Origin of the sequence: Anaerofustis sp. NSJ-163 (assembly GCF_024135845.1) — a bacterium.
GTDB classification, from domain to species: domain Bacteria; phylum Bacillota; class Clostridia; order Eubacteriales; family Anaerofustaceae; genus Anaerofustis; species Anaerofustis butyriciformans.
Genome location: NZ_JAMYJV010000007.1, coordinates 42,951 through 59,435, shown reverse-complemented (window position 1 = coordinate 59,435; position 16,485 = coordinate 42,951). Strand labels below are relative to the sequence as shown.

Annotated in this window: 20 protein-coding genes; 8 read left to right on the top strand and 12 right to left on the bottom strand. The window is 32.6% G+C overall.

Annotated features, from left to right (window positions below; genetic code table 11):
- Positions 1 to 504: 504 nt before the first annotated feature.
- Positions 505 to 1,179 carry a DNA/RNA nuclease SfsA gene (locus M6G78_RS09730; RefSeq protein WP_253230261.1) on the bottom strand — a complete coding sequence of 225 codons (675 nt, stop codon included), beginning with the start codon at positions 1,177 to 1,179 and terminating at the stop codon, positions 505 to 507.
- Between the two features lie 164 nt (positions 1,180 to 1,343).
- Between M6G78_RS09730 and M6G78_RS09725 the strand changes: the two genes are divergently transcribed.
- The 7 genes from M6G78_RS09725 to M6G78_RS09695 are packed head-to-tail and all read left to right on the top strand — an operon-like array spanning position 1,344 to position 5,945.
- Complete coding sequence (locus M6G78_RS09725) at positions 1,344 to 1,550, top strand: helix-turn-helix transcriptional regulator (protein WP_204444156.1); 207 nt, start codon at positions 1,344 to 1,346, stop codon at positions 1,548 to 1,550.
- Positions 1,551 to 1,565: 15 nt separating this feature from the next.
- On the top strand, positions 1,566 to 2,978 hold the full coding sequence (locus M6G78_RS09720) for a class I SAM-dependent DNA methyltransferase (protein WP_253230260.1): 1,413 nt from the start codon (positions 1,566 to 1,568) through the stop codon (positions 2,976 to 2,978).
- Complete coding sequence (locus tag M6G78_RS09715; RefSeq protein ID WP_204444151.1) at positions 2,965 to 3,738, top strand: DNA methyltransferase; 774 nt, start codon at positions 2,965 to 2,967, stop codon at positions 3,736 to 3,738. The genes M6G78_RS09720 and M6G78_RS09715 overlap by 14 nt, the downstream gene beginning before the upstream one ends.
- Before the next feature lie 5 nt (positions 3,739 to 3,743).
- Positions 3,744 to 4,199 carry a hypothetical protein gene (locus M6G78_RS09710; protein WP_204444149.1) on the top strand — a complete coding sequence of 152 codons (456 nt, stop codon included), beginning with the start codon at positions 3,744 to 3,746 and terminating at the stop codon, positions 4,197 to 4,199.
- A gap of 11 nt (positions 4,200 to 4,210) precedes the next feature.
- Positions 4,211 to 4,558, top strand: a complete 348-nt coding sequence (locus M6G78_RS09705) for a hypothetical protein (protein WP_253230259.1) — start codon at positions 4,211 to 4,213, stop codon at positions 4,556 to 4,558.
- Positions 4,559 to 4,573: 15 nt separating this feature from the next.
- Positions 4,574 to 5,461, top strand: a complete 888-nt coding sequence (locus tag M6G78_RS09700; protein WP_253230258.1) for a hypothetical protein — start codon at positions 4,574 to 4,576, stop codon at positions 5,459 to 5,461.
- A gap of 4 nt (positions 5,462 to 5,465) precedes the next feature.
- Entirely contained in the window at positions 5,466 to 5,945 is a 480-nt protein-coding gene (locus M6G78_RS09695; protein WP_253230257.1) for a hypothetical protein, read from the top strand.
- A 46-nt stretch (positions 5,946 to 5,991) separates the two neighbouring features.
- On the opposite strand, the gene M6G78_RS09690 is transcribed toward M6G78_RS09695, so the two are convergent.
- Positions 5,992 to 6,366 carry a TnpV protein gene (locus tag M6G78_RS09690; protein WP_204444141.1) on the bottom strand — a complete coding sequence of 125 codons (375 nt, stop codon included), beginning with the start codon at positions 6,364 to 6,366 and terminating at the stop codon, positions 5,992 to 5,994.
- A 26-nt stretch (positions 6,367 to 6,392) separates the two neighbouring features.
- Here M6G78_RS09690 and M6G78_RS09685 point away from each other — a divergent pair, with 26 nt between their 5' ends.
- Positions 6,393 to 6,539, top strand: coding sequence for a hypothetical protein (locus M6G78_RS09685; RefSeq protein ID WP_253230256.1), 147 nt, complete (start codon positions 6,393 to 6,395; stop codon positions 6,537 to 6,539).
- Positions 6,540 to 6,752: 213 nt separating this feature from the next.
- On the opposite strand, the gene M6G78_RS09680 is transcribed toward M6G78_RS09685, so the two are convergent.
- The 10 genes from M6G78_RS09680 to M6G78_RS09635 form a co-directional block, all read right to left on the bottom strand.
- Positions 6,753 to 8,267 (bottom strand): leucine-rich repeat protein, encoded by a 1,515-nt coding sequence (locus M6G78_RS09680; protein ID WP_253230255.1) that lies wholly within the window; start codon positions 8,265 to 8,267, stop codon positions 6,753 to 6,755.
- Positions 8,268 to 8,510: 243 nt separating this feature from the next.
- Complete coding sequence (locus tag M6G78_RS09675) at positions 8,511 to 9,065, bottom strand: manganese efflux pump MntP family protein (RefSeq protein WP_253230254.1); 555 nt, start codon at positions 9,063 to 9,065, stop codon at positions 8,511 to 8,513.
- 193 nt (positions 9,066 to 9,258) lie between these two features.
- A complete protein-coding gene (locus M6G78_RS09670; protein WP_253230253.1) occupies positions 9,259 to 9,900 on the bottom strand; it encodes an HAD family phosphatase in 642 nt (213 codons plus the stop codon).
- Positions 9,900 to 10,769, bottom strand: coding sequence for a DNA-3-methyladenine glycosylase (locus M6G78_RS09665; protein ID WP_138267996.1), 870 nt, complete (start codon positions 10,767 to 10,769; stop codon positions 9,900 to 9,902). The genes M6G78_RS09670 and M6G78_RS09665 overlap by 1 nt, the downstream gene beginning before the upstream one ends.
- On the bottom strand, positions 10,747 to 11,481 hold the full coding sequence (locus M6G78_RS09660; protein ID WP_253230252.1) for a tRNA1(Val) (adenine(37)-N6)-methyltransferase: 735 nt from the start codon (positions 11,479 to 11,481) through the stop codon (positions 10,747 to 10,749). Before M6G78_RS09660 ends, M6G78_RS09665 begins: the two co-directional genes overlap by 23 nt.
- Positions 11,482 to 11,563: 82 nt before the next feature.
- Entirely contained in the window at positions 11,564 to 12,199 is a 636-nt protein-coding gene (locus tag M6G78_RS09655; protein ID WP_138267994.1) for a phosphatase PAP2 family protein, read from the bottom strand.
- 81 nt (positions 12,200 to 12,280) lie between these two features.
- On the bottom strand, positions 12,281 to 13,393 hold the full coding sequence (locus tag M6G78_RS09650; protein WP_171020544.1) for a S1C family serine protease: 1,113 nt from the start codon (positions 13,391 to 13,393) through the stop codon (positions 12,281 to 12,283).
- Between the two features lie 9 nt (positions 13,394 to 13,402).
- Entirely contained in the window at positions 13,403 to 14,191 is a 789-nt protein-coding gene (locus M6G78_RS09645; protein ID WP_138267993.1) for an MBL fold metallo-hydrolase, read from the bottom strand.
- Positions 14,192 to 14,275: 84 nt separating this feature from the next.
- Entirely contained in the window at positions 14,276 to 15,538 is a 1,263-nt protein-coding gene (locus M6G78_RS09640; protein ID WP_138267992.1) for a UDP-N-acetylglucosamine 1-carboxyvinyltransferase, read from the bottom strand.
- A gap of 90 nt (positions 15,539 to 15,628) precedes the next feature.
- On the bottom strand, positions 15,629 to 16,483 hold the full coding sequence (locus tag M6G78_RS09635; protein WP_138267991.1) for a PHP domain-containing protein: 855 nt from the start codon (positions 16,481 to 16,483) through the stop codon (positions 15,629 to 15,631).
- Positions 16,484 to 16,485 lie beyond the last annotated feature (2 nt).

Sequence of the window (16,485 nt, the reverse complement as noted above, 5' to 3'; positions counted from 1 at the left end):
ATAAGACATCTACGCTGTCCTTTTCGTGGGTGTTTTGCCGGTCTGTCTGAATGTCGTTTTTCTGTCCCTGCCCCGGAGTCTCACCGCAGCGTTGCTGTGCTCGCTCCCATCAAAGGGAGATCATCGCACGGTCATATCCCGTCCAGCCGGTCATTCAGTTGTAACCGGCTTTCGGGCAACAAAAAAAGCCGGCACACAAATGCGTACCGACTTCCCGCAAAAAGGATAGACCTATCTCCTGCGGTGGTGGCTTCACATTCATGTAACCGGCTTTGAAATTCAAAGTCGAAACTGTCCTTTACACTTATCTGACCGCCGACAGTTCAGGGCAGTTCAGAAGCGGCGGTATTTTCTCTTAGCATACCGCAGGCATTGTCCGGCTGAAAGCCGTCTCTCTCACTCTAATGTGAAGAATACTATTCAGTTGTAGCTCTCTTTTGAGAGTATTTTATTATACCTCATAGAACAAGTGTTTGTCAAGACTTTTGTAATAAAACGAGAATTTTATTTAAATGAATATATCAATTTGTTAATGTGAATTTTATATGACTCGTCGAGTGAAATCTTTATGCAAGTTATTTTACCGTCCAATCTTGAAAACTCAGCTAATAATTGGCCGACTCTTTCTGTTGTATCAATTTCTATTTTCTCAATTTGAGGTGCAAACGCCACTATAAAATATTCAGCATTATATCCTTGGGATAATAATGAGCAAATACATTGTAGCTGTTTGATCGCCCTTTGAGTTTTCATATTTGGTATCAGCAACACTTGCTCTGCTGTAATTACACTCTTTACCTCAACCAACGTTTTAGATGTCTTTGAGTAAAAATCGCATTTATAATTCTCAATAACTTGCTCAGGATAAAATAAACCTTTATTTTTGTTTCCGGTTAAGATTGCTTTAATAATGTGATTGGCAAATCCTGTATCAACAATCAAATAATCTTTGTCGTTTCGTATCGCAAATAAAGTATATTTAATTCGTTTGGCTGCTTTGGTCGTTTCTCTTATCAAAATTTCTTTATCATCAAGCGATATTAAACTACTGAGTTTACACGTAATTGGAACATAACACTCAAGGATTTCATCATTATATGAAATTTTGCAAATAAACCTGCTTTTTCCTTCTGACACAAATATAGCTTTATATAGTTTAAAATCAATAATATTCAACATGCAATCTACCTCGTGGTTAAAATTGTATCACAAATACCCAAGTTAATCAATCTCAAACAACCGATAGGTGGGAATTTTTTTCTTTTATATCGCAAAATTATTGCAACCTATCGAGTTCCATGTTATAATTAAAATGGTTATATCTGAAAGCGAGGTTATTCGTTATGGCTGTTTCGTATAATAAACTGTGGAAACTTCTCATTGATAAGAATATGAAAAAAATGCAATTGAAAGAAGCCGCAGGTATTGGTTCTACAACTTTATCAAAACTAAGCAAAAATCAGCCTGTATCAATGGAAGTAATGATGAAACTGTGTGGTGTCTTGGATTGTAATATTGGAGACATTATGGATATTATTGAAAAAGAATAGAAAGGAGAGCTTGCTATGAGTCTTGCTCAAAACGCTTACATAGATGCTTCTAATGTATATGAAAGCTCTCTTGAAAACAGCTATAAAAAAGACAATGGAGTTTTTTATACAGACTTACCACTTGCTGAAAAAATGTTAATGGAACTAAAACTTCCGAAAGATACAGTGATCATGGATCCTTGCTGTGGTTCAGGAGTATTTCTTTATGCCGCAAAAAAGCATGGATTTGTTAACCTTTTTGGTGCAGATCAAGATAAAAATGCTATCAAGTTTTGCTTAAATAACATTAACAATGTTTCTTTTGCTGCTTGCGACTCCATTGGCAGAACGGCTTCTACTCTATTGAGTGAATTTGAATTAGCTGATCAACCGGATGTTGTTATAGGTAATCCCCCTTATGTTCCTTTGTTGGGTGATATTGAATTAAACTGTGATTATCTTTTCAGACGTAGAGTATCTGATTTTGGCAACAATCTGTTTGTGGCAGCATTAATTCGAGCTTTTGAGATTGTAAAAACCGATGGTATTGTATCTTACATAATTCCAAAAAACTTTCTACACGTAGCTGGATATAGCTTGTTGCGAAGAACTATTCTTGAAGAAAAAACGATTATATCCATTATTGATATCGGCGCTTATTTCAAGAATGTTCGAGGAGAGCAAATTATTCTTACAGTTAAAAATTGTGCAGCAGATAGAAAGCATAAAATCAAATTAAAAAAATTGTCAAGCAACCGCTTTGTATCTATGTGCAGTATTCCTCAATCATTTTACAAAGATGAAATTCTAATCTTTAACTGTTCAGAGGATTATTCGACTTATAAAAAATTAACTTCCTCATATCAAACTTTATCTGATTTATGTAATGGTTATGTTGGTAGAGGAAAATCTGTGTCAAAAGATGCGATAGCAGGAAAAGAAATACGTAAATTTGGGTATAAAAATCATACTGTGCCTACAACAGGTAATAAGGTTTTTATTCAAAATATTTATAGTGCAGAAGCAGGTATAATAGCTGCTTTTGGCGGTAATATGGAAGCAACGCAGACAGTTACTGTATTCACGGACGGTGACGAAAAAATGTGTCGTTACATATTAGGCATACTTCATTCTCGCTTGTGCAATCTTTTCTTGTACAAATACTGTTATAATTACTCCAAACTTACAATGCATACAGATGCAAAATACTTAAAAAAAATACCACTTCCGTCAACTAATCAACAAGAAATATATTTTGATTCTATACTCAGTTTAGTTAGCAGATTAGAAAGCAATGATTATATGAGTCAAGAATGGTTCGACTGTTTAGAGGAATTAAATCAGATAGTGTACAAAGCATACGGTATTAACAAAAAAGAATCCGATTATATTGATTGTGAAGTAAAAAGAATTCAATCAAAAAGGTGGATACCCAATGGACAACTCTAAAAAATGCAATGATCTCACCGGCAAGGAGTGGCTTCAAAATTCTTTTAGCATTTGGCGAGATTTATCGAAAACAAAAGAAGAGAAAGAATTTAAGCATCCCGCATCCTACCCGGTTTCGTTGTGCGAAAAACTAATACGCACTTTTTCAAAAGCAAATTCGCGTGTATTAGATCCTTTTAATGGTATTGGTTCCACAACTGTTGCTGCACAAAAACTTGGATGCGAAGCTGTAGGAATCGATTTATCTGAGGATTTTTGTAATATAGCAAAACAACGTGTGGGCAAAGATGATAAAATTCAGATAATTAACGGTGATAGTTTTGAGGTGCTAAAAACACTTCCTGCAAATCACTTCGATATTTGTGTTACATCCCCACCGTATTGGGATATTCTCAATATGAAACGAAGTGCCGACCAAAAGAATGCTGTAAATTACTCTGATAAGACCAACGATGTGGGAAATATTGCAAATTATAGTGAATTTATAAATACATTATCAAACCTTTTTGCTTCAGTTAGTAGAGTTTTGAAAAAAGGTGGTTATTGTATCGTAAATGTAATGGATATTCGTAAAAAAAGCAATTTTTATCCTTTGCATAGCGATTTAGCTACAGCATTACAAAAAATTGGATTCATTTACGACGATCTAATTATTTGGGATAGACAAGCAGATTACAATAATATGCGGCCGCTTGGATATCCATACAAATTCCGTATCAATAAGGTTCATGAATACCTTTTGATATTTGTTAAGGAGTAGATGTTATGGCATTATTAGGATCCAGGGCTCTCGATATAGAGGTTAACACCGCAGACTTTTGTTTGATTTTAGGGTATTTATGTAGCCCTGGAAGAATCGGGCTTATTGAAGCACAGATTCCAGAAGAAAAAGCGTTTATGTTCGAAAGAGAATTTCCTGATGAAGAATATTACCCTATAACTCAAGGTGAAACGACAGGTGGATATTCGATGAAAAGAAGCCATCAACTTCGTATTTATTTTAACAATATAAATAATTGTCCTTCTGTTCTTCTTCCTTTTTTAGGCGAGGGAAACACCAGTTATGTGAGAAGAATCAATAAAGGCAAGTTTGTAGAGAAAATTGTTAGAGATTATGGCTTCCATTTTGGGGAATATCAAAATGTTGCAGCCATACGAGCTATTGTCTCACGCTTACATCCTGCAAATCTTACAGACTTTGATCGGGGATATAATTTGTAATGGAGGATCATATGCTAAAAAGAATTTTAGACTTTTTAAATGATATTAAGCAGAATGGCGGAGACTTCTTTATAGAAGCAGAAGCAAAACCGGGAACAATGGCCAAATTTATCAACGATTATAATCAAACTCATACTCCTGCTATCACATTATATAGCGAGGGAATAATTGTTTTACAAGAAGATGCTAACAAATGGGCTCTGGAATTGAGGCTCTATGTTCCTGTTGCCCCACCCGCTGACATAGCACACTTATTTGGAAAAAACAGAGTTTATAAGGCCGAGTATTTATATCGTCTTAATGATAATAGAATTATTCGGGAATTATTCAACAATGGATATAGAATAGGCTTGAATTAAAAGGATTGTGATTGTATGAATCTAGAGATGTCTTACCTTTTAGGTATGATTTGTGGCAATGGAGAAGTGAGACGTGGTGCATCAGAAACCACCATATCTGTTGAAATTCCACATAAAAAACTGGTAACAGAAAATAATAACGATGTTAGAATATATGTACGTGCAAGTATAACCGATATTCGCACAGTATTAGAACCTCTAATCGGCACAGGATTGAGCTTTACTCAGCAGGATAATTATTCTATTATCTCTTTCACTAAGAGAAATGACGAATATATGATGCGAGAAATTTTACGTTATATCGGCAATGCGGTATCCCACGAAAATATTAGAATTGATGAAGAAATTTTTTCCTTTACTCGTGATGAGAAGATATCTTTTTTGCAAGGATTTGCTGATGTGACGGGTTACATTCGCAGAAGTAACTACTTTTTTAAAAACTATATGCATCGTGTTTACTTAGAAGTGCCACATAATTGGTATTTGGTTAGCGATGTTTGTCGTTTACTTAAAGATGTTAATATTCCTGTACAGGCAATAGATTGGGCTCATCCCAATATGCGTGACGGCAATCTTGTTAAATTCAAGGAAGGGAAGCCTGATTTTTGGAAAAAAGAACATCAAATTAAAATATGGGCGAATGAATTTTTGCCCATAGGATTTGCTGTTCTGCACAAAAGAGAAGCTCTTGCTCAGTTTGCAACCGAATTAATCGATGGTCTTGAATCAGAGGGGAAAAAACCTGAAGAAGTAACTCACAAATTCTATTGGGAAGGCCGCGAAAGAAATAAAAACAAACCACATCACCCAAGCGAAAATGATGGCTTTATTCCATCCGAGATAAGAGGCAAACACTATGATTCGTGGAAGCAAATAGCCAAAGATTTAGGATATGGAGAATAAAGATATGAGAGAATTTGACTTATACCCACCAATGCAGCTATGGCTTAAAGCATACCTGAAAGATAAATACAAATCTGCTGAGGAAATAATCGTAGTTGACTCACACAGCGAACGATTGGATAGAGTTCTTAGAAAGTACGGTATCATTCAAGAAGAAGCTATCGGTGTAGATATTCAAATTGATGTTCTCGGCATAGTAAAGAAGGCAGATGAGTTCAAACTGTTTTTTATTGAAGCAAAAAAGACAAGTTTAACTCTGCGTGATTTAGGACAACTGTGGGCATACTGCAAACTAATCGATCCGGAAGAAGCGTTTTTAATGACATCTGCGGACTTGGGATCGTTAAATAAACTTTTGAATGTTTATAAAAGGGAAGATTTGCTTGATTTTGGTGATGGTAAGCGTATTAAAAAGATGAAAATAGCTATCTGGAATATGCAAGCCAATGCTCCTAATTCCGCGAGTATGATTCCGAAAATCTAATTATTAAGCGAAAATGGCGAGGTGAAACACCTCGCCATTTACTAGTTTATCGGAATATCACATCATTATATATAATTTCATTAATAACATCTATAATGTCGTTGTTTCTGTGCACCCATTCAAAAGGATTGGATTTTTTAAGTTCTTCAGTAACTTGGTATAACGATTTATATAGCGGTACCATATTTTCATAGATGCTATTTGCTAACTCGTCAATATCAGCAAGATAGCTATATAAATCACCACTTGTAATCAAATTAGTATAAAATATTTTTCTATGTTGTTTAATGTATTGAAGGTGTCTTTGCCCCCACAATCCTATCGGCACTACGTCTTTGGCAGGAAGGGCGAGACAGGGGATAAGATAATCTCCCTGTTGTTCGTATGTGCCACCCATCTGTTCAAATATTGTCTTTTTCATAACCTTAAACCTCCGTGATTCTGATTTTGAATTTCTTGACAGGTGCGTTGACTACTTTGATTAGAACATCATCTACTGCGTCCGTATATCTGCCTTCTGCCAGCAGATTGTTCCGCAGCGCATTAAGAGCATTTAGAATAATTCTCCGTTCACTTTCATCAATCGCTATGTAGTGTTTTTGATTTCGCATATCCGCTTACCTCCTTCACTCACATTGTAGCAAGGAAGGTCTTGTTTGACGAATGTGCGATTTCATTTTTGAACATAAAGAAAGACAGCATAAAAAGCATTTCTGCCTTCTACGCTGTCTTTTGGCCTTTGCAACGCCCATAAGCTGTATTTCAATATTGTTTTCAAATTACTGCCTTATATGGCGTTAGCAAATCTTAACAGTCTTTTTTATTTTTATATATACTTAAACTTCCTACCATGATTATAGATACCATAAGTAAAATAATATAAGCCGTAACATTGTTTTCATCTGACGTATCGACAGAAGAAGACACAGTTTTGTCAGCTTTGCTGTTTACCTTAATATCAGTGCTTACGCTGTCATTATTAATATTGCTGTTATCTGTTTTATCATCTTCTTTAGGCGGAACATAATCAGGGTTCTCATATCCGCAAACACTGCATTTTCCGTCTACATAATTATGTGCTTCAAATACGGCAGTAACAGTTACATCACTGTTCGGCATTTTAAATGTAGTTTTTACTGCCTTTTCATCAGTAAGACTAATGCCGTTCCCGCTTGTTATCTGCCATGAAGTAAAATGTCCGTTCTCATCATTATTATCTACACTTATGCTTACATCTGCGCCTTCTATGTAATTTCCGCTTCCGCTTCCGTTTTCAACGGTTAATTTATATATTCCTGCTTTAATTAAATTTTCATAGTTACTCCATTCTGCTTTATATAAGTCAACACTTGAAGAAGGAACATAAATATTAGAAAGACTGCTGCAATCAAGGAAAACATTGTCTCCAAGAGATACAGGCGTTTCACTCATTAAATAAATTGTATCAAGCAATGTGCAGCCTCTAAATGCAGTAGTATTGATTGAGGTTATACTATCCGGAATGATTATTTCATTTAAGGAAGTGCAGAAGGCAAATACAGAACTTCCGATTGAGGTTACACTATCAGGTATGGTTATTCCGCTTAAGGATACACATCCGGAAAATGCAGAAATCCCTATTGAAGTTACACTGTCTGGAATATTTATTTCTTCCAGTGCTATACATCCATTAAATGTCCAGTTTGCAATCGAGGTTACACTATCCGGCCAAGTTATTGTTTTTAAGGACGTACAACTTTCAAATGCAGAACTTCCGATTGAAGTTACACTGTCAGGTATGTTTATTTCCTTTAAGGAGGTACAGTAATCAAATGCATTATGTCCTATTGAGGTTACACTATCTGATATGCTTATTTTTTCTAAGTAAGCACTGTTGTAACATGCATAATGTCCAATTGAGGTTACACCATCCGGTATATTTATTTCCTTTAAGGCATTACATTCGGAAAATGCATATTCTCCGATTGAAATTACGCTGTTCGGTATATTTATTTCATTTAAGGATGCACATTGATAAAATGCCCAATGTCCGATTGATGTAATTGCATAATTAGTAGTCGAATTGGAAGAATCTTTTATTTCTCCCGTTAAATCAATAGAAGTAAATCCTGCATTTCGATTATCTCCAATAGCCAGATTTGTTCCCTCTGCCGTTACATTGCCTATTACTAATTGATCATCTTCGCTGTTTGTCAGCGTTTTAGCTTCTGAATCATAAATCCAATCTCCATTTGCAGCAAAACTTTCCTTCGGCATAAAAAGGAATACAAAGGTAAAGCATAAAATAAGCATAAATGAATATTTAAGTATTTTCTTTTTCATGGCTTTCTCCTTTTATTAATAGATATAAAGCAAATTTATTACAATCATTAACTTTAGTTAAAGTATTTTTTTTGTTTTATTATTTATTAATTCTCTCTTTATAATATTTTATTTATCATAAAATATATAAATTTTTATTATTATATCATACTTTTCTGTTTATGTATATCACCCGTTTTAAAGGAGAAATGGGTATCTTAAACACTCAAAAAAAGAATATAAGGTTAAACCCCTATATTCTTTCTATAAAATTCCAAGATGTTCAAGCAAAATTTTAATACCCATTAAAACAAGAATAATACCCCCAACAAGTTCGGCTCTTTGTTTATATTTCTTACCAAAAATATTACCAACTTTTAAGCCAATCATTGATAATATAAATGTCGTACAACCTATTATAGATATTGCTAAAAATATATTTACGTTTAAAAATGCAAAAGTAACCCCTATAGCAAGAGCATCTATACTGGTTGCAACTGCAAGTGGAATCATTGTTTTAAAATCAAATCTTGAATCAAGATTTTCTTCTTTTCTTGATTCCATTATCATATTAACACCTATAAAACCAAGAAGAATAAAGGCAATCCAATGATCAAAATCCGTTATTATATTTTTAAAATAATAACCAAGATAATAACCTATAAGGGGCATTAAAGCCTGAAATCCACCAAAGTATACTCCAACAGTAAGATAATTATTACTTCTTAATTTCCTTGTAGAAAGACCTTTACAAACAGATACCGCAAATGCGTCCATAGAAAGACCTACACCGATTATAAACAGTTCAATTAAATTCATTTTTTCCTCTCATTACAAAATTTTATTGATAAAAAAAGAGACCTATCCGTTAAAAAACAGATAAGTCTCATCGTTTAAAATAAAGCCAGGAATTTCTTTCCAATATGTTGACTTTATTACGCCTTCACGCCGATTACTCCCTTACGAATTAATACTATATCATATATAAAATATTTTGTCAAAATAAAAAGATCTATAGCTTAATTTCTCTTAATGAGTAAATATATTTATCGGTTATTTTTAAAATCTCTTCTTTATGCTCTATACTTTCTTCTTCCTCAATTGTATAAGTATACATATTAGCAGCTTTTCCAGCCATTGTTCCTGCAAGAGAATCTTCCACAACTATACATTCTTCAGGATTTATATTAAGCTTATTTGCAATGTGCAAAAATATATCAGGGTCAGGTTTGCTTCTCTTTACGCAGTTAGCGGTAACAACTAAATCAAAAACACCATGCAAACCTTCTTTATCTAAGAAGCTTTTTATAAGTTCCATTGTGTTGTTTGTCCCAATTGCAAGCTTATAACCTTTTTCTTTAGCTTCTTTTATAATCTCTTTTGCACCATCTCTTAATATATCTTCGGTTAAATAAAGTTCATTTACTATATCTACCCATTCCTTAATAATTTCTTCAATACTTTCTTCAACATTATATACCTCTTTTGTCGCCTGAGCAGCCTCTTCAATACTCATAGGTCTAAAGTCAATATCTTCTATTGAATATTGTATACCTCTTCTTTCGTTAAAAAAGATATCATCCACTTTTTGCCAAAGAGGAAGTGAATCAACTAAAGTTCCGTCAAAATCAAATATTAATAATTTCTTTTTCATTATTTCTCCTTTGAAGTTTCTCTTTCATAATAAAATAAATACTGTTGTGCAATACCGGCATATTCACCCCATTTACTCTTAGCAAGGTTAAATCCATTTTCAAAAGTTAAATCAGTAAGCCCATATCTATTTAAAAATATTCTCTTAACCCATACATCCATAGGGCAAAGTTCTAATCTTTTTAGAGCAAACAATAAAATACAATCCGATACTTTCTCTCCAACCCCTTTTATTTTCATAAGTTCCTTTTTAGCTAATTCAGTATCCAATTCACTTATCTTTTCAAGGTCAATTTCGCCTGTGTTTATTTTATGTATGGCATCAACTAAATATTTATCCCTAAATCCCATTTTAAGTTCATGAAATTCTTCTTTTGTTACGTCTTTTAAATCTATATAACTTGGGAAGGAATAATACTTTTTACCCTTATACTCTATTTCTTTTCCATATCTTTCACAAATAAGTTCTATTATAGCCTTTATTCTTGGGATATTATTATTTGCAGAAATTATAAAAGAAATAATTGTTTCAAATAAATCCTGTTTTAAAATTCTTATACCATTTCCGTATTCTATACATTTTTCTATATGTTCATCTGTATTTATCTTTTTATCTATTTCATTATAATCAAGATCAAAATCAAAATATATTTTTAAGAAAGAATCAAAATACTCTTTTGTTGTATCATAAAATGTAAACTTTCCGTCTTCTTCTTTTATGTGAATTACCTTTCCATTTACAACCCCGATAAATTCATCTTTTTCTAATTCATTCCATCTAAAACATTGCCCACATTCAAAGGTCTTTTTCAAATTAAAATGGTCAACATCAGTTAGTATTAAATCGTTATTTATTTGTTCTATCTTCATAGTAATACTCCAAAAATTCCTTTGTATATTCGTTTTGTTCGTTATACATTACAAGAGGAGGCAAAATATTTAATCCGCTTTTTCCTCCTTTTACAGCTTTGAGCAAAAATAAATTTGAATTTTTCTCTTTCTTTGGATAAATAAACTGAACATCTTTAACAGCAAATCTATACTCTCCAAGTATTTTCATAATTTCTTCAAATCTATTTGTTCTATGTACCAAGAAAAACTTTCCTTTATCCTTTAATAACTTTGAAGAAACTCTTGCAATATCTTCAAAACTGCATAGTATCTCATGCCTTGCATAACTTTTTTTATCATTTATGCTTACTTCTCCGCTATTCACTTTATAGTAAGGTGGATTTACAGACAAACTATCAAATTTATTATATAAACTTTTATCAAGGTTATTGATATTTTGGTTTATTATTTCAATATTGTCAATATTATTATAGTCAAGAGATTTTTTTACTACCATACACATTTCTTCATCAATCTCAACTGCTTTAATATTTTTATTTCCTCTTTTTGCATATACGAGTATTGGTATAACGCCGCTTCCCGTACATAAATCAATATAACTATCCCTTTTATTTATATATTTTGATGTAAGATTTGCAAGGAGCACAGCATCTACACCAAAACAAAAAGTATCAGTATCTTGATATATATAATAATCTTTTATTTGCAAATCATCTAATCTTAAATTCATATTGTTCTCCTTAAGGAAATATTATATCATACCATAAATATAATTACATCAATTATAAATAAAAGAACGTCAAAGCGTTCTTTTATATTTTATATACAATTTTATCGGTAATATCAGTAAACACAATTAAATAAGAAAGTGCAAGAGCAAACCCTGCAATAACGTCGCTTGAATAATGCACCCCAAGATAAATCCTGCTTACTCCTATTAATATAATAAGAGAACATATTAAAATACTTCCAAAAAATTTAAACCAAAATCCACCGTTGCTTCTTATAAGAAGATAAAGTAGAAATCCGTAAAATGCTAATGAACACATTGAATGCCCGCTTGGGAAACTAAACCCACTTGCTTCTGCAAGTCTTACAACGGCAGGACGAGGTCTTTCTATTATAAACTTTAAAGCTTGGTTTAAACATACAGCTCCCAGTATATTTACTATTGATAATATTATTTTTTTCTTATCTTTCATAAGCATAAAGATTAAAATACAAAGAGGAAATATTACTTCAATAGAACCAAACCTTGTAATAAACCTAAATATCTTTGTAGTTTCAGGTGATGTAAAAGAAGATACAAAATTATAAACCATAAAATCAAAATTATTAAGGTCATTTACACTAAGTTTAATACATAAATAAAGAAACAACCCAAGACCAATTATTGCAACAATCCATTTTATATAACTTTTCTGCTTTCTATTTATAACCTCTTTCATGATAACACCTCTTTTTTATTTTACCACCAATAGGAGCTTTTATAAAATTCTTTTTCAATAAAAAAACAGCCCTAAAGCTGTTTAATTATTTCCTTTACTTAATACTACTTCAACTGTCTTGCTTTTTCCGTCTCTTTCGTAAGTAACTTTAACTTTATCTCCGGGGCTATGATAATAAAGCTGTTCTCTAAAATGAAGCATATTTTTTATTTCAACATTATTAACCTTTGTTATTATGTCATTTTCTTTTATACCGGCATTATCAGCACCCATTCCATTTACAACACCGACAATTAAAATTCCTTTTTCTAAATCTATATCTTCTGAATAATATCTTGCGATTTCTTTATCTACACCTTCAATTCCCATAACCGTAGGAACGAATTCTCCCTCTTTTTTTATGTGTTCTATAATTGGTTTGGCAATATTTATCGGAATTGCAAAGCCAAGCCCTTCTCCGGACTGAATTTTATAAGTATTTATTCCAACAACTTCTCCTGCAAGATTTAATAAAGGACCTCCACTGTTTCCTTCATTTATTGAAGCATCTGTTTGAATTAAATCTTCAGCAACTGTTGAAGAATCTACAGCAATACTTCTATTAAGGGCACTGATTATCCCCTGTGTTACGGTTCTTTCAAAAGTTAGTCCCATTGGATTTCCTATTGCAATTGCAGTCTGACCTATATTTATTTTTTCACTGTCCCCTAGTTTTACAACAGGCAAATTCTTTGCATCAATTTTTATTACTGCCAAATCAATAGTAGTAGATGAATATATTACCTTCGCATCAAAATTTCTTCCGTCTTTTAATGTTACGTTTATTTGTTTTGGATTTTCACTTACAACGTGCTGATTTGTTAGTATTAGACCGTTTTTATCTACAATAAAACCTGTTCCAATTCCTCCAACCTCAGACTCTCTATCAAATATATCTTTTGTTACCGAAACTGTTTCAACACCTACAACAGCTGGAGTAACACTTTGCGCAACTTTTTCGGTAGTAGACTCCTTAAGTGTAACGCTTCCTGAAGAATCATCTGTTACTATTTCGCTTTCCATACCCAGTTTTTCATCAATTAAAGCATTCATCCTCATATTAGTTATAAAAAAAGCTAATGAACCGAATATAATCCCACCTATAATTAATCCCAAAAAGAATATGGTAAGTCCGCTTTTCCCCTTTTTTTGCATATTGACCTCCTAACAATGAATAGTCCCATTAATACCTATTCTGTTTGCAACATCTAAAACAAAATCTTTTCCCTCAATGGCATCATTGCTTTTTGCAACGTCTTTTACCGTTTCAAAAGCAACAGAAGAAAGATTATTTTCTTCGCTTAAATGTCCAAGCCTGATTCTTTCTGTCTTTCCTTTTATAAGCTCACTTAATACTTTACCGCTGTCTGTATTTGAAAGATGACCGAAAGGCGATAAAATTCTTTGTTTTAATTCAATTGGATAAGACCCATTTTTTAGCATTGTTTCATCATGGTTTGCTTCTAAAAAAACAAATTTACAATCCTTAAGCTTATTTATTACACTTTCCATTATCATTCCCATGTCTGTTGCCACGCCAATTTTATTTTTACCATCATCAATAGTAAATCCAACAGGAGCAACAGCATCATGAGGAATAGAAAAGCTATCAATTAATAAATCATTTATATATAGTGGTCTTTCTTCTTCTATTCTGTATATATTATCTCCTTTAACATTTCCTATCTTTTTTAAAACCGAAGGGCAAGCATCCTTTTGAATATAAATAGGTATATCGGCTTTTCTTGATAATACACCTGCACCTTTTACATGATCAGAATGTTCATGAGTAATAAGTATTGCATCTATATCATGAATATCTACATCAATCTTTTTAAGCTCATTTATTATATGTTTACCAGCAAGTCCTGCATCTATTAAAATTTTTGTATTTTCACTTTCCACAAGCAAACTGTTTCCCTTTGATGAAGAAAAGAGATTTGTAAACTTCAATTTATTCTCCCTTTCATTTTATGTAATTTATATATATTTATTATATAAAATAAAATCCCCTTTATATTTAGGGGATTAAATATTTTATGAATCAACTCTTTCTATATCGGCACCTAAATTTCTAAAGTTCTCTTCTATATTTTCATATCCTCTATCAATATATTTTAAATTAGTAACTTCAGTAGTACCTTTAGCAACAAGCCCTGCCAATATCATAGCAGCACCGGCTCTTAAATCAGTTGCTTGAATTTTTGCACCGTAAAGTTCACAAGGACCTGTGAATACTGCTGTATTACCATTTACCCTTATGTTTGCGCCCATTTTTTGCAGTTCTGTTACATATCTAAAACGATTTTCAAATATGCTTTCAGTAATAGTACTTACTCCGTTTGCCAAACACATAAACAGTCCCATAGGTTGTTGTAAATCTGTTGGAAATCCAGGATATGGTAGAGTTTTAACATTACAAGGTTTAATGTATTCTCTTCCTACTACTCTAATATTATCATCTTCATCAACCGTAACTTCAGCACCCATTTCTATTAATTTAGCTGTTATTGAATCAAGATGAGGTGGGATAACATTTTTAATTAAAACGTCCCCCTTTGTTGCAGCAGCAGCAATCATATAAGTTCCTGCTGTTATTTGATCAGGAACAACAGAGTATTCACAACCATGAAGTTCTTCTACCCCATTTATTCTTATTACATCAGTACCGGCACCTTTTATGTTTGCTCCCATTAAATTTAAGAAGTTAGCAATGTCAACAACATGAGGTTCTTTTGCGGCATTTTCAATAACCGTTAGACCATTTGCCTTTACTGCTGCAAGCATTATATTAATTGTTGCCCCTACGCTTACAACATCCATATAAATGTTTGTACCTTTAAGTCCGTTTGGAGCTTCTATTTTTATTGAACCTTTAACATCAACTTTTGCCCCTAACGCTTCAAAGCCTTTAATATGTTGATCAATTGGTCTAGCACCGATATCACATCCTCCAGGAGGTGGAAGTTCAACGCTTCCGTTTCTTCCTAGTAATGCACCAAGCAAATAGTAACTTGCTCTCATTTTTGTGCTTTCTTCTGCAATTTCATCACTTGTGCAATCTGCAATATTTGTTGTGTCTACACTTAAACCTTTTGATGTCTTTCTGATTTTTGCACCAAGTTTTTTCATAATACTTATATAGTTTCTGATATCTTGAATATCAGGTAAATTCTCAATAATAAATTTATCGCTGGCAAGAACTGTTGCCGGAAGAATTCCAAGAGCCGCATTTTTTGCACCTGTAATTGTAACTTCTCCAGATAATCTGTTTCCGCCTTTTATAATAATTTTTTCCATTCTATTTTCATCCTTTAAATTCTTTTTACTTTAACTTTAGTATTATACTAAAATTTACTTTAAAAATAAAGACTAATAGCTAAAAACCAACTAAAAACATGGGTTAGGCTGCAATTTTGCATAGTTTCTTGTTCTTGAAAGTAAGTTTGTTTGTGATAAATCTACCGTAGGAGTTCCTACAAATCTTGTTGTATAAACACTTCCGTGACAATCGGAGCCTCCACTTACTATTAAATCATGTTTTTTACAAAAATCAAAATAATATTCATTTTGTTCCTTTAAAGGATTATAAGTGCTGTAACACTCGATACCGTCAATTCCCATTGAAAGATAATTTTCAAGCATATCCTTTGGCATTACATTTCCCGGGAAATAATATGATGGATGAGCAAGAACTGCTACACCTCCCGCCTTTTTAATTGCTGCTATAATTTCTTCTGAAGATAGCAAATCTTCTTCTTTTGGAACGGGAACTTGAGCTTTAATTGCATTAAAAGGTTCTATTCCCTTACATACGTTTTTCTCTGCAAGATAATTCATAATTGGAAGACCTGCCATTTCCTGCATTTTATATATATTGTATTCTTCCAAACTTACATTATCATATCTCTTTGCGCACCAATTTATTATTCTTGTATCTCTGTTTTGTCTTACTCTTTTTGTTCTTGTCATTGTATAAGTAAGATCTATATCATCTATATCAATATCATAACCTAAAATATGAACTTCTTTATCATAAGACTTAGAGCATATTTCAGTTGCCCTGATTAAATTTATTCCTTCTTGTTTTGCAAGATATTCTGCTAATTTAACGTTTGAGATACTGTCATGATCCGATATAGCACAGTATTTAACTCCTGCTTTTTTTATATTTATTACAGCTTCTTCGCTATCCCAACTCCCGTCAGATGCGTTAGTATGAATATGAAAATCAACTTTTTCCATAG

Bases quoted from the DNA above. Each gene is read 5' to 3' on its own strand.
- M6G78_RS09720 (WP_253230260.1), top strand. From the start codon at position 1,566: ATGAGTCTTGCTCAAAACGCTTACATAGATGCTTCTAATGTATATGAA.
- M6G78_RS09640 (WP_138267992.1), bottom strand. From the start codon at position 15,538: ATGGAAAAAATTATTATAAAAGGCGGAAACAGATTATCTGGAGAAGTT.
- M6G78_RS09670 (WP_253230253.1), bottom strand. From the start codon at position 9,900: ATGAAAAAGAAATTATTAATATTTGATTTTGACGGAACTTTAGTTGAT.
- M6G78_RS09675 (WP_253230254.1), bottom strand. From the start codon at position 9,065: ATGAATTTAATTGAACTGTTTATAATCGGTGTAGGTCTTTCTATGGAC.
- M6G78_RS09655 (WP_138267994.1), bottom strand. From the start codon at position 12,199: ATGAAAGAGGTTATAAATAGAAAGCAGAAAAGTTATATAAAATGGATT.
- M6G78_RS09650 (WP_171020544.1), bottom strand. From the start codon at position 13,393: ATGCAAAAAAAGGGGAAAAGCGGACTTACCATATTCTTTTTGGGATTA.
- M6G78_RS09680 (WP_253230255.1), bottom strand. From the start codon at position 8,267: ATGAAAAAGAAAATACTTAAATATTCATTTATGCTTATTTTATGCTTT.
- M6G78_RS09665 (WP_138267996.1), bottom strand. From the start codon at position 10,769: ATGAAGATAGAACAAATAAATAACGATTTAATACTAACTGATGTTGAC.
- M6G78_RS09710 (WP_204444149.1), top strand. From the start codon at position 3,744: ATGGCATTATTAGGATCCAGGGCTCTCGATATAGAGGTTAACACCGCA.
- M6G78_RS09700 (WP_253230258.1), top strand. From the start codon at position 4,574: ATGAATCTAGAGATGTCTTACCTTTTAGGTATGATTTGTGGCAATGGA.
- M6G78_RS09725 (WP_204444156.1), top strand. From the start codon at position 1,344: ATGGCTGTTTCGTATAATAAACTGTGGAAACTTCTCATTGATAAGAAT.
- M6G78_RS09715 (WP_204444151.1), top strand. From the start codon at position 2,965: ATGGACAACTCTAAAAAATGCAATGATCTCACCGGCAAGGAGTGGCTT.
- M6G78_RS09695 (WP_253230257.1), top strand. From the start codon at position 5,466: ATGAGAGAATTTGACTTATACCCACCAATGCAGCTATGGCTTAAAGCA.
- M6G78_RS09705 (WP_253230259.1), top strand. From the start codon at position 4,211: ATGCTAAAAAGAATTTTAGACTTTTTAAATGATATTAAGCAGAATGGC.
- M6G78_RS09690 (WP_204444141.1), bottom strand. From the start codon at position 6,366: ATGAAAAAGACAATATTTGAACAGATGGGTGGCACATACGAACAACAG.
- M6G78_RS09635 (WP_138267991.1), bottom strand. From the start codon at position 16,483: ATGGAAAAAGTTGATTTTCATATTCATACTAACGCATCTGACGGGAGT.
- M6G78_RS09730 (WP_253230261.1), bottom strand. From the start codon at position 1,179: ATGTTGAATATTATTGATTTTAAACTATATAAAGCTATATTTGTGTCA.
- M6G78_RS09660 (WP_253230252.1), bottom strand. From the start codon at position 11,481: ATGAATTTAAGATTAGATGATTTGCAAATAAAAGATTATTATATATAT.